Source organism: Mordavella massiliensis, assembly GCF_016902415.1.
GTDB lineage: Bacteria > Bacillota > Clostridia > Lachnospirales > Lachnospiraceae > Merdimonas > Merdimonas faecigallinarum.
This window is the reverse complement of record NZ_JACJLV010000006.1, coordinates 46,102-58,498: the sequence shown is the minus strand read 5'-3', so window position 1 is coordinate 58,498 and position 12,397 is coordinate 46,102. Positions and strand designations below refer to the sequence as shown.

The window sequence follows — 12,397 nt, the reverse complement described above, 5'->3', positions numbered from 1 at the left end:
TTATGGGAAAGAAAGCTGCGCTGCACAATCTGGGCTGCAAGGTCAATGCTTATGAGACAGAGGCCATGCAGGAGCTTCTGGAACAGGCAGGCTATGAGATCGTGCCGTTTCAGGAAAAAGCGGATGTTTATATCATTAATACCTGTACGGTGACGAATATGGCGGACCGTAAGTCCCGCCAGATGCTGCACCGCGCCAGAAAGATGAACCCGGAGGCGGTTGTGGCGGCCTGCGGCTGTTACGTCCAGGAAAAGCCCGACGAGGCGGCGGACTGTGTGGATATCGTGATCGGAAATAACCGGAAAAAAGAGATCGTCCGCATTCTGGAAGAATATGAAAACAGCCGGGGCGGGGAAAAGAAACGGCCCGGGGAGCCCTTAAAAGATCTGGTGGACATCGGGCATACAAAAGAATACGAGGAGTTAAGCCTTTCCCGGACCGCCGAGCATACCCGCGCCTATATCAAGGTGCAGGACGGCTGCAACCAGTTCTGTTCCTACTGCATCATCCCTTATGCCAGAGGAAGGGTTCGGAGCCGGAGCAAGGACCATGTGCTGGAGGAAGTGCAGGCGCTTGCCGGAGCCGGTTATCAGGAAGTGGTGCTGACCGGCATTCATTTAAGCTCGTACGGGATCGATAACGGGGAAGACCTGCTGTCTTTGATCCTGGCGGTACACGAGGTGGAGGGGATCCGAAGAATCCGGCTGGGATCACTGGAACCCCGGATCATTACCGAAGAATTTGTCCGGACCATTTCCGGACTTCCGAAAATGTGCCCGCATTTTCATCTTTCTCTCCAGAGCGGCTGCACGGAGACGCTGAAGCGGATGAACCGGCGCTACACGGCGGAGGAATATTTTGAAAAATGCGAACTTTTGCGGAAATATTTTCATGAGCCGGCTCTGACCACGGACGTGATCGTTGGATTTCCGGGGGAGACGCAGGAGGAATTTGAAGCCTCCAGGGCTTTTGTGGACAAGGTGGATTTTTATGAGACCCATGTCTTTAAGTATTCCAGAAGAGAGGGCACAAAGGCTGCGGTGATGCCGGATCAGGTGCCGGAGCCGGTGAAGGCGGAACGGAGCGCCATTTTGCTGGAACTCAGTAAAAAGAAGCAGAAGGCTTATGAGGAGCGGCTCCTTGGCACCACGCAGGAGGTGCTGATCGAAGAAGAGATTGAAAGAGACGGGGAGATCTGGCAGGTGGGCCATACCCGGGAATACGTAAAAGCAGGGATCAAAAGCCGGGAAAATCTGGTCAATCAGCTGGTCCCGGTTGAAATAGAGAATCCTTTTCAAATAATTCATTGAATTTTGTAAGGGTTTCATGTAGAATAAGGATGAAGTATGATTGGAGGACGTGAGTATATGAAGGATTTAAGCAGCACTCAGTTTTTTCAGGTAGAAAGCGGTCCACAGATTCAGGCAAAAGATATTCTTGAAATTGTGTACAAGGCTTTAAAGGAGAAGGGATATAACCCGGTAAACCAGATGGTAGGATATATTATGTCCGGGGATCCGACTTATATCACCAGCCACAACGGCGCCAGAAGTCTGATCATGAAGATGGAGCGGGACGAACTGGTGGAAGAGATGCTGAAAACGTATATTAAGCATAACGGCTGGGAAGACTGATCTATGAGAATCATGGGATTGGATTACGGCTCCCGGACCGTGGGAGTGGCGGTCAGTGATCCGTTAAAGATCACGGCCCAGGCTGTGGAGACGATTACCAGGAAGGACGAAAATAAGCTGAGGAGGACCTGTGCGCGTATCGAGGAGCTGATTGATGAGTATCAGGTGGAAAAGATCGTGCTGGGCCTTCCAAAGCATATGAATAACGATATCGGAGATCGGGCGGAAAAATCAATAGAATTCGGACGGATGCTTGAAAGACGGACCGGCCTTGAGGTCGTGATGTGGGACGAGCGCCTGACAACAGTAGAAGCAGAACGGACGTTGATAGAGAATAAAGTAAGACGTGAGAACCGCAAGAAGTATGTTGATCAGATTGCGGCTGTTTTTATATTGCAGGGATATCTGGATTCGCTTGCATTTTAGGAAAAGCCCGCAGATTGACAGAGCAAAGGGTGTGTTCGCTTATGGAAAAGATCAAATTCATGTCTGAAGATATGCAGGAAGAAGCATTTTATGTACTGGAGCAGACAACGGTAAACGCGGTGAACTATCTTCTGGTGGCGGATTCTGAAGAGGACGAGGCGCAGTGCCTGATCCTGAAGGAAACGCCTTCGGCGGAAAAAGGCGAGAGCGTTTATGAGATCGTGGAAGACGACGTGGAACTTTCGGCGGTTTCGAAAGTGTTTGAGGAGCTTCTCGAAGACGTGGCGATTGAAAGGTAAAGTACGGATGTCTATCAGTAAAGAACAGTTCAGGCAGATGCTGAAAGAAAAAGGATTAAAAGTGACCAATCAGAGGTTGCTTGTTTTAGAGGTTCTGGCAGAAAACCGCGACAGGCATATGACTGCCGAGGACATCTATGAGATGGTAAAGGAGGACTATCCGGAGATCGGACTGGCCACCATTTACCGGACAGTGCAGTTGTTACTGGAAATGCAATTGGTGGATCGGATCAGTCTGGATGACGGGTGTGTGCGATACGAGATCGGAGAACCGGGCGCGGGCCTGGGGAAACATCACCATCATCATCTGATCTGTAAAACGTGTGGAAAGATCCTTCCGTTTCACGATGATTTATTGGATGAACTGGAGCATCGGATCGAGGAAGAGACCGGATTTCATGTGTTAGACCACGAATTAAAGTTCTACGGACAATGCAGGGAGTGCCAAAAGAGGCAAAACAGTACGGATCAACACGTGGAGGTGTAAATTTGAAAAAAGAAAACAACGGAAAACTGCGCATCATTCCGCTCGGAGGATTGGAAAAGATCGGAATGAACATCACTGCCTTTGAGTACGAAGACAGTATTATTGTCGTGGATTGCGGTCTGGCTTTCCCGGAGGAGGACATGCTGGGAATCGACCTTGTGATCCCGGACGTGTCCTATCTGAAGGACAATATTGAGAAGGTAAAAGGGTTTGTGATCACCCACGGCCATGAGGACCATATCGGAGCGCTGCCTTATGTGTTGCGGGAAATGAATCTGCCTATTTACGCGACCAAGCTGACCATGGGTATCATTGAACGGAAGCTGACGGAACACAATCTTCTGCGCAGCACCAGAAGAAAAGTGGTGCGCCACGGACAGTCCATCAATCTGGGACATTTCCGGATTGAGTTTATCAAGACCAATCACAGCATCCAGGATGCGGCGGCTCTTGCCATCTATTCGCCGGCAGGGATCGTGGTCCACACCGGAGACTTTAAGGTGGATTACACGCCGGTATTCGGAGACGCCATTGATCTTCAGAGATTTGCGGAGATCGGCAAAAAAGGCGTGCTGGCTCTGATGAGCGACAGTACCAATGCGGAGCGCAAGGGATTTACCCAGTCAGAGAGAACAGTGGGCGTTACCTTTGACCACATTTTTGCGGAGCATCAGAATACCAGGCTGATCATCGCCACCTTTGCATCCAATGTAGACCGGGTGCAGCAGATCATCAATACGGCATGCAAATATGACCGGAAAGTTGTGGTGGAAGGCCGCAGTATGGTAAATATCATCCAGGTTGCCCAGGAGCTGGGATATCTGAATGTGCCGGATAAAACGCTGATCGAGATCGATCAGATGAAGAATTATCCGCCGGAGAAGACGGTGCTGATCACCACCGGAAGCCAGGGCGAGTCCATGGCGGCCCTGTCCCGGATGGCGGCGGACATCCATAAAAAAGTAACGATCATGCCGGGAGATACGGTCATCTTAAGTTCCAATCCGATTCCCGGAAATGAAAAATCTGTATCCAGGGTGATCAATGAACTGTCCGCAAAGGGAGCCAATGTCATTTTCCAGGATGTTCACGTATCCGGACATGCCTGTCAGGAAGAACTGAAGCTGATCTATTCCCTGGTGAAACCCAGATACGCCATTCCGGTGCACGGCGAGTTCCGGCATCTGAAGGCAAACGCCGAACTGGCCATGAGCCTTGGAATCCCCAAGGATAATGTCTATATCCTGCAGTCCGGCGACGTGCTGGAGGTCAGCAGCCAGGAAGCCAAAGTCGTGGATAAAGTCCACACAGGTTCCATCCTGGTAGACGGCCTGGGCGTAGGAGACGTAGGAAACATCGTGCTCCGCGACCGGCAGCATCTGGCGGAAGACGGAATCCTCATCGTGGTACTGACCCTGGAAAAAGGCAGCAATCAGCTGCTGGCCGGCCCGGATATCGTATCCCGCGGTTTCGTCTATGTACGCGAATCCGAAGGACTGATGGAAGAGGCAAGACATGTGCTGACAGACGCGGTAGAAGACTGCCTGACCCATCAGCGCAACGCAGACTGGAGCAAGATCAAGCTGGTGATCCGGGACACCATGAACGAATTCATCTGGAAACGGACCAAGCGCCGGCCCATGATCCTGCCCATCATCATGGACGTGTAAATGTGAACAAAATGTGAACGGGGACGTAGACCTTTTGCAAAGGTCTACGTCCCAAATTGCGAAATGGGGTGTACCTTATGGATAGAAATGAACGGATCGCGGTCTACCTGCGGTCGCTGGAGAGCCCGGAAAATCCGCTTCTGGAGGAGATTGAGCAGGAGGCGCTTGCCTCTTATGTGCCGATCATCCGCAAGGAAACGCAGAGTCTTTTGAAAACGCTGCTTACCATGCTGCGGCCCGCAAGGGTGCTGGAAGTGGGGACAGCAGTGGGTTTTTCGGCGCTTTTGATGAGTGAGTATCTGCCGGAGGGCGCCCATATTACGACGATAGAAAAGTATGAAAAGCGGATCCCGATTGCCCGGCAGAATTTTCGAAGAGCCGGGAAAGAGGAGCAGATCACGCTGATCGAGGGGGACGCCATGGAGGTTTTGAGGTCTCTTGACGGGCTCTTTGATTTTGTGTTTATGGATGCGGCGAAAGGCCAGTACCCCCATTATCTGCCGGAAGTTCTAAGGCTTCTGACGCCGGGGGGCGTGCTGATGTCGGACAATGTGCTGCAGGACGGCAGTCTTATTGAATCCCGCTTTGCGGTGGAAAGAAGAGACCGGACGATCCACAGCCGGATGCGGGAGTATCTCTACGAGCTGAAGCACAGGGAGGATCTTATGACCAGCATCCTGCCTCTGGGCGACGGGGTGGCTCTGACGGTGAAAAAAGCCTGATGAAAGGAGAATTGGATTCATGGAAAGGAAACGGCCGGAATTACTGATACCCGCCAGCAGTCTGGAGGTTCTGAAGACTGCGGTGGTTTTTGGGGCCGATGCGGTTTATATCGGCGGCGAAGCCTTTGGCCTGAGGGCCAAGGCCAAGAATTTCTCAATGGAGGATATGCGGGAGGGCATTGCCTTTGCCCATGCGCACGGGGCGAAAGTGCATGTGACCGTCAATATCCTGGCCCATAATGACGACCTTCCGGGAGTGGAGGAGTATTTAAAAGAATTAAAAGAGTTAAAGCCGGACGCACTGATCATTGCCGACCCGGCCATCTTTGAACTGGCAAAAGAGATCTGCCCGGAGATTGAGCGGCACATCAGCACCCAGGCCAACAACACCAATTACGGGACTTATCTCTTCTGGTGGAAGCAGGGGGCAAAGCGGGTGGTGTCTGCCAGAGAGCTTTCGCTAAAGGAGATCCGGGAGATCCGCGAACGCATTCCGGAGAAAATGGAGATCGAAAGCTTCATTCATGGCGCTATGTGCATTTCGTATTCCGGGCGCTGCCTTCTGAGCAATTACTTTACCGGGCGGGACGCTAACCAGGGGGCCTGCACCCACCCCTGCCGCTGGAAATATGCGGTGGTGGAAGAGACAAGGCCTGGCGAGTATATGCCGGTCTATGAAAATGAGCGGGGAACGTATATTTTTAATTCCAAGGATCTGTGCATGATCGAACACATTCCGGAAATGATCGATGCAGGCATCGACAGCTTTAAGATCGAGGGACGGATGAAGACGGCGCTTTATGTGGCCACGGTGGCCAGGACTTACCGGAAGGCCATCGATGATTATCTGGAAGATCCGGAAAAATACGAAGCCAATATGCCCTGGTATCTGGATCAGATCAAGGACTGCACCTACCGGCAGTTTACTACTGGATTCTACTTTGGAAAACCGGACGAGACTTCCCAGATCTATGACAATAATACGTATATCAAAGAGTATACCTACCTGGGGATCATCGGCGGAGAAAAGGACGGTCTGTACCGCATAGAACAGAGAAATAAATTTTCCGTCGGAGAGACCATCGAGATCATGAAGCCGGACGGCAGAAATGTAGAAGTGACGGTCGGGAAGATCCTGGATGAAGAGGGAAAGGAAATGGAAAGCGCCCCGCATCCCAGGCAGGTCCTGTATGTGGACCTTGCCGGAAAGGCAGAGCGCTATGATATCTTAAGAAGAGCAGAGAACTAATGCCCGTTTTTTGTGGCGTTTGAACACCAGGCTGCCGACAAAGCCTGCCAGGGAACCGCCTGCGATGGCGAAGGCGAGAGCCAGTATCACCTGTAAAGGCGGGTTGAAGGCAAAGGGCGCTAACAGTCCCGGGATCGGGGAGGCAGTGCCGGGCGCATTGTTGACGATGTGGAAAACGGCCGCGGAAACGCCTGCCAGCCCGCCTCCAAAGAAATTGGAGCAGTAGATCGGGATCGGGTTGGAGGTGACAATGTCCGCCTGAGTCAGAGGCTCCAGCATGACAGCCACGACCTTGCTCTTGTCGCCAAGCTTCAGTCTTGCGAAGATGATGCCGTTGGTGAAAGAGCCGCCCACGCAGGCAATGGCCGCGATCCCCATCGGCAGGCCGGAGAGGCCCAGCATGGCGGTCAGCGCCATAGAGCTTAAAGGAGAGGTGCAGATCATTTTCATGATGCCGCCAAGGAGGAAGCCCATGACGATGGGAGACTGCTCGGTGGCTGCGGTAATGGTTCCGCCGATGCGGGTCAGCACCACCGAGACGACCGGGTCAGAGGCCCAGGCGATCAGGTGGGCAAAGGGAGCGATGAGCAGGGCGCCCAGGATGATATTTAAGCCTTCCGGCAGTTTCTTCTCAAGGATGGGTGAGACCATGCCTACCAGATAGCCCGCGATGAAGCCGGGCAGGATGCCGTAAGAGCCCACTGCTACGCCGGCAACCACGGAAAGCACCGGATTGGCTCCCATGCTTAAGGGCACCATGATGGCGGCTGCTACACCGCCCAGGCTTCCGGATGTTTCGCCTACTGTGCGGAAAAAGGAAAGGCCCAGAAGGTCGCCGGTGATATATTTGTGGATCGCTTCCACCAGAAAGGTTGCGACAGCCGCATTTGCCATGCCGGACATGGCAAGCTGTCCTTTGGGCATCTTGAGGCTGAAAAGCGAGAAGCCGGCCAGCGCAGCCAGCAGTAATCCAACGCCAGATAAAATCGTAATCATAAAGGTTCCTCCGTTTCTTGTTGATTTTATAAATAAGTTCCACTGATTGATTGATGAAACAAATATAAAACAGAGGTTTCAAACCGTTTCAAACCGTATCAAAATAGACAATAAAAAAATGCGCATCCATAAAATTTTGTGCAAAATAGACAAAATATGGATGCGTATTTTTGTGTGGAAAGAAGATTATTTGTGCACGCAGTACATGACCAGTGCATTCAGGAAATTGCGGATCTTGATATTGCCGTGTTTATCACTGCGTCCCCGGATATAATCCATTTCCTTTCGGACCTGTTCAAAATTGTAAAGCGTATTGGAGTATTCCGTAAAAATCTCATTTCCATAATCCTCCAGTCCCAGGTGTGCCAGATTGACAAGTCCCGCCGCGGCCGCCCGCCGGATCCGTTGTTCCATGGATTTGGGAGAGTCGCAAAACTGGCTGCACAACTCGTGGAGCGTCAGGTCGGCGGCTTTTGCGTGGTGCAGGATCATGTATTCCACCACGGTGGTAATGTCCCGGCTGCCGATATCGCCGCTGATCCCCAGCCTCTGCAGGATGATCTGGAGCGTTGCCAGAGATTCCTGGTGGGAGGGGAGCGTCTCGTCCCCGTCGTCGGTGGTGATGGTTTCTGATTCCTCCGGAAGCGTTCCGGGGATGTCTTCCGTGAAAAGCTCCTGAACCTTCTGGAGAGTGCGCTTCATCGTCAGATTCTGACGGACTTTCTGGATCACATTTTCCACCTCAATGCTGTTGATGGGCTTTTGAATGAAGAATTCAACGCCGGCCTCGTAGGCGGCGGAGATCATTTCTTTGGAGGAAACCTGGGACAGCATGATAAACGCAGTGTCGGGAAGACCGGGTCTGGCGTGCTCTACAAACGTGATCCCGTCCATCTCCGGCATCAGAAGGTCTGCGATGATGATGTCCGGCTTCAGGTCAAAGACTTCCTCCAGCCCCTCGTGGCCGTTGCTTCCGGCGCCGCATACGGTCCCAAGCTCCCGGTCGGTAATGATCTGGGTCAGGATCCTTCGGATATTTCTGTCGTCATCCAGCAGATAAAATTTCATCATATCATCCTTTCTTCCGTAAATTCTGTCTTTGGTATCTGTATGGTAAATGTGGTCTCGCCCGGCCGGGAAGAGACGCGGATCTGGCCGTGGAACTGTTCTTCCACCAGGTTCTGCACCAGGTTCAGCCCAAGGCCGCGGCTGATCTCGCCGGTTTCATAGTTGATCTTTGTAGAAAAGCCGGGCTGAAAGATTTCCTCCTGACTTTCCGCCGGAATGCCGGGCCCGTGGTCCGTAACCCGGAATATGCAGGTTTCCCCGGCAAATTTCTGCGTCACCTCGATCTGTACCAGTCTGCCTGTCTCTGCTTCCAGGGCGTTGGTAAAGAGGTTACGGAAAACGGACATCCAGGCGTAGTGGCTGGTGGTGTAGAGTCTGTGGGGGCAGTGGATAGAGCAGACGACCTCTTTGCCTTTTTCTTTTCCCAGGCGGGTGAGGGCGCCTTTTAACAAGTGCAGGATCTCATCCATGTACATGCCGCTGCTTTTCAGTTCCTGATCCAGCACTTCAGAAATCCCCCGCATGATCAGGAAATATTCCTTTTTGATCTCATGGACGTCGCCGGCCACGGCAAGAGCCGACCGGGCGGCAGCTTCCTGCGAAGGATCGGCCTTTAGCTGGTCATACAGCCGGTAGGCGGTGCTCATGGTTTTTTCGATCAGCGCCGTATTTTTATCCATCCAGAGGACTTCGCCGTTCAGCCGGGAGATCAGAAGCAAAAGCTCCTGATAGCGCTTTTCGTGCTCTCTGCGAAGAAGAAACATACGGTACTGTTCCATAGCCGTAAGGATGCACCAGACAAGGAGAGTACGAAGGACGGCCACCAGAAAGATGCCGGCCTGGGCGGAAAGGTCAAAAGCCCGGGTGCCTTCCCGGACGAAAAGCTCCGTCAGATTGGAAACATAATCAATAAGAGCCAGGATCACAAGAAAGCTCCGAAGGTCAAAATCTTTTTTCCGGTAGATCCGGTTGGCCGCAAACAACAGGATTCCGTAGCAGACATAAAAAAGGATCTCCGGGGAAAGCGTCCTTGCCGCGTCAAGACTGCCGCCCCGCAGCCAGGACAGGAACAGCCGCATCAAAAAAACACCGGCGGCAGACAGAAAAGCTGTCGGCAGCAGGGGAAAACGGTCCGAGACAGATAAAAAAACAGGCAGCAGGACCACTGCTATAGAAATCTCAAAATCCGCAAAAAAAACATTTACACTGAACTGTGCGGCCAGTATAATCAGCAGGCTGCAAAACAGCGCCATTTTCGTTGTTCTCTTCATAAAAATCTCCGGCCAGAAAACAAACATCCGACTACATATCTTACATTTACTATAACTTTTTCCAGAGTTTTTGTATAGATTAAATTACATGGAAAAGCACAAAAAAAGAAAATGCGACATAGATTAATAGCAAACACGCTAAGAGGTGCTTTTCTTGAAATCATTTCCCCAACCCCTCACAGCGTCGGAAGAAAGAGAATATATGCAAAGATATACAGAGGGTGACCTGGAGGCAAAGCATATACTGATCGAACGAAATCTGCGCCTCGTAGCCCATATCGTAAAAAAGTACCAGACCTGCGAAGAAGAAACCGAAGACCTTCTGTCCATCGGGACCATCGGGCTTATCAAGGCAGTCGTCACCTTCAACCCGGAAAAATGCGTGCGCCTTGGCACATACGCGGCCCGCTGCATCGAAAATGAGATCCTGATGTACCTGCGGGCAAAGAAGAAATCATCCAGAGAAATCTCCCTCTACGAACCCATTGGCACCGACCGGGAAGGAAACGAGATCCAGCTCTTCGACATCATCGAGACAGAGGAAGAAGACGCACACCAGAAAGCCGAGCTAAGCGAAGACATCCGCCTTCTTTACCAAAAAGTAGAATCCGAACTCTCGCCAAGAGAACGGTTGGTATTAAAAATGCGCTACGGACTGTATAACGAAGAAGAATATACCCAGCGGGAGATAGCCGGGCAGCTAGGCATCTCTCGTTCTTACGTTTCGCGGATCGAAAAAAGCGCGATCGAAAAATTGCGCAGGGAAATGTGAACAAAGTGTGAACACGGACGTAGTCCTTTGCAAAGAGTCTACGTCCCCATTTGCGTTTCACCCTGTACCTAATTGGAAATTACCCTGTACCCGATTGACAGCTTCGGGGGAGATGGGCTATGATGTTGTTATCTTTCCGGAACGGATGCCTTCTGGCTGTTTCTGACGGGGTTCCGGATTTCTTTTGTTCTGTTGGCCGCTTCGGCCGATGTTCACGGATGATGTTTTGGAAATGGGGTGTGTGAATGGCGTTTTGTTGTGTAACGTCTGCCTGCATCCAGGGGCTGCAGGTGGAGATGATCCGCGTGGAGGCGGATATTAGTAACGGGCTGCCGATGCTGCATATGGTGGGATATCTTTCTTCGGAGGTGAAGGAGGCTGCGGACCGGGTGCGTACGGCGCTGCGGAATGTGGATGTGAAGCTTCCGCCGAAAAAGATCATGGTAAATCTGGCGCCGGCTACGCTGCGGAAAAAGGGGGCTTCTTATGATCTGCCGATTGCGGTTTCTATCCTGGCTGTGCTGGGGATGATTCCGCCGGGCAGGCTGGAAAATCTCCTGATCGTGGGAGAACTGAGCCTGGATGGAAGTGTAAAGAAGGTGCCTGGGATCCTGCCGGTGGTCTGGCAGGCCAGGAAGGCCGGGCTTCGTGCTTGTATCGTGCCGGAAGGGAACGGGCCGGAGGGGGCGTTGGCGGAAGGGATCCCGGTGATCGGCGTATCGCATATCAGACAGCTTCTGGCCTATCTGAACGGAGAAATAGAGCTTTGCCCGTTTTCCGGAGAGGGTGCGGGAAATGTGCAAACAGCTGAAAAGAACACGGATTTTTCGGAAGTCCGGGGGCAGCAGGCAGTAAAGCGGGCGGCGGAAGTTGCGGCCGCAGGCGGGCATAATCTTTTGCTGGTGGGGCCTCCCGGCAGCGGAAAGTCCATGATCGCAAGGAGGATCCCCACCATCCTGCCGCCGCCTGCCTGGGAAGAAAGCCTGGAGATGACATCGGTCTACAGTGTCCTCGGGCTGGTGGATGAGCGCCGCCCGCTGATTACGGAGCGGCCGTTCCGTGAGGTCCACCATACTGTGACAAAGGCCGCGCTGATCGGCGGAGGCCGGACGCCGTCGCCCGGGGAGATCAGCCTTGCCCACGGCGGAGTGCTGTTCCTGGATGAGCTGACGGAATTTCAGAAACCGGTGCTGGAAGTCCTGCGCCAGCCTCTGGAGGAACACACGGTCTGCATCGCCAGAACCCACGGAACCTACCGGTTCCCGGCAAATTTTATGCTGGTGGCTGCGATGAACCCCTGCCCCTGCGGAAATTATCCGGATCTGGGGAAATGCAGCTGCACCCCGGGGCAGATCCGGCAATATCTGGGAAAGATCAGCCAGCCCTTTCTGGACCGGATCGATCTGTGCGTGGAGGCGCCCAAAGCCGCTTATGAGGATCTGCGCCTTTCCAGGGAAGGTACGCCGCCAAAGGAAGAAACTTCCAGAGAAATCCGGGACAGGGTGTGCCGGGCAAGAAGGATCCAGGAAAGCCGATACCTGGGAACCGGGATCCGCGCAAATGCACAGCTGGACAGTAAGAGTCTGGAGCAATACTGCGCCCTGGACCGGGAAGGGGAGAAGCTGATGCAAAAAGCATTTCAGGCGCTGGACCTGACAGCCCGGACGTATCATAAGATCCTGAAAACAGCCCGCACCATTGCCGATCTGGAAGAAAGCGACCGGATCCTGGCCCGGCATCTGAAAGAAGCCGTGGGGTACCGCACCATGGATAAGAAATACTGGGGACGTTAGGAGGGACAGG

Annotated in this window: 13 protein-coding genes; 10 read left to right on the top strand and 3 right to left on the bottom strand. The window is 52.7% G+C overall.

Annotated elements, in window-relative coordinates; translation table 11 throughout:
• Positions 1–2: 2 nt before the first annotated feature.
• From mtaB to H6A13_RS03035, 8 genes are all read left to right on the top strand, one after another.
• Entirely contained in the window at positions 3–1,310 is a 1,308-nt protein-coding gene (mtaB, locus tag H6A13_RS03070; RefSeq protein WP_204908156.1) for a tRNA (N(6)-L-threonylcarbamoyladenosine(37)-C(2))-methylthiotransferase MtaB, read from the top strand.
• Positions 1,311–1,367: 57 nt separating this feature from the next.
• Positions 1,368–1,634 (top strand): IreB family regulatory phosphoprotein, encoded by a 267-nt coding sequence (locus tag H6A13_RS03065; protein WP_204908155.1) that lies wholly within the window; start codon positions 1,368–1,370, stop codon positions 1,632–1,634.
• A 3-nt stretch (positions 1,635–1,637) separates the two neighbouring features.
• On the top strand, positions 1,638–2,060 hold the full coding sequence (ruvX, locus tag H6A13_RS03060) for a Holliday junction resolvase RuvX (protein WP_204908154.1): 423 nt from the start codon (positions 1,638–1,640) through the stop codon (positions 2,058–2,060).
• 41 nt (positions 2,061–2,101) lie between these two features.
• On the top strand, positions 2,102–2,359 hold the full coding sequence (locus H6A13_RS03055) for a DUF1292 domain-containing protein (protein WP_204908153.1): 258 nt from the start codon (positions 2,102–2,104) through the stop codon (positions 2,357–2,359).
• Between the two features lie 7 nt (positions 2,360–2,366).
• The gene (locus tag H6A13_RS03050) at positions 2,367–2,846 is read left to right on the top strand and encodes a Fur family transcriptional regulator (RefSeq protein ID WP_204908152.1); all 480 of its coding nucleotides are present in this window, start codon (positions 2,367–2,369) and stop codon (positions 2,844–2,846) included.
• A 2-nt stretch (positions 2,847–2,848) separates the two neighbouring features.
• Positions 2,849–4,516, top strand: a complete 1,668-nt coding sequence (locus H6A13_RS03045) for a ribonuclease J (protein WP_204908151.1) — start codon at positions 2,849–2,851, stop codon at positions 4,514–4,516.
• A gap of 77 nt (positions 4,517–4,593) precedes the next feature.
• Complete coding sequence (locus H6A13_RS03040) at positions 4,594–5,238, top strand: O-methyltransferase (protein WP_204908150.1); 645 nt, start codon at positions 4,594–4,596, stop codon at positions 5,236–5,238.
• Between the two features lie 19 nt (positions 5,239–5,257).
• A complete protein-coding gene (locus H6A13_RS03035; protein ID WP_204908149.1) occupies positions 5,258–6,487 on the top strand; it encodes a peptidase U32 family protein in 1,230 nt (409 codons plus the stop codon).
• On the opposite strand, the gene H6A13_RS03030 is transcribed toward H6A13_RS03035, so the two are convergent.
• The 3 genes from H6A13_RS03030 to H6A13_RS03020 all read right to left on the bottom strand — a co-directional run bounded on the left by H6A13_RS03030 (position 6,467) and on the right by H6A13_RS03020 (position 9,822).
• Positions 6,467–7,483, bottom strand: a complete 1,017-nt coding sequence (locus tag H6A13_RS03030; protein ID WP_204908148.1) for a PTS sugar transporter subunit IIC — start codon at positions 7,481–7,483, stop codon at positions 6,467–6,469. The two genes, H6A13_RS03035 and H6A13_RS03030, sit on opposite strands and share 21 nt — an antisense overlap.
• 186 nt (positions 7,484–7,669) lie before the next feature.
• Positions 7,670–8,554, bottom strand: a complete 885-nt coding sequence (locus tag H6A13_RS03025) for a response regulator (RefSeq protein WP_338042996.1) — start codon at positions 8,552–8,554, stop codon at positions 7,670–7,672.
• Complete coding sequence (locus H6A13_RS03020) at positions 8,551–9,822, bottom strand: ATP-binding protein (protein ID WP_204908147.1); 1,272 nt, start codon at positions 9,820–9,822, stop codon at positions 8,551–8,553. The genes H6A13_RS03025 and H6A13_RS03020 overlap by 4 nt, the downstream gene beginning before the upstream one ends.
• A 145-nt stretch (positions 9,823–9,967) precedes the next feature.
• On the opposite strand from H6A13_RS03020, the gene sigK reads away from it, so the two are divergent.
• Together sigK and H6A13_RS03010 are read left to right on the top strand one after the other, a co-directional pair.
• A complete protein-coding gene (sigK, locus tag H6A13_RS03015; protein WP_420827215.1) occupies positions 9,968–10,594 on the top strand; it encodes an RNA polymerase sporulation sigma factor SigK in 627 nt (208 codons plus the stop codon).
• 245 nt (positions 10,595–10,839) lie between these two features.
• Positions 10,840–12,387 carry a YifB family Mg chelatase-like AAA ATPase gene (locus H6A13_RS03010; protein WP_204908145.1) on the top strand — a complete coding sequence of 516 codons (1,548 nt, stop codon included), beginning with the start codon at positions 10,840–10,842 and terminating at the stop codon, positions 12,385–12,387.
• Positions 12,388–12,397: the final 10 nt, after the last annotated feature.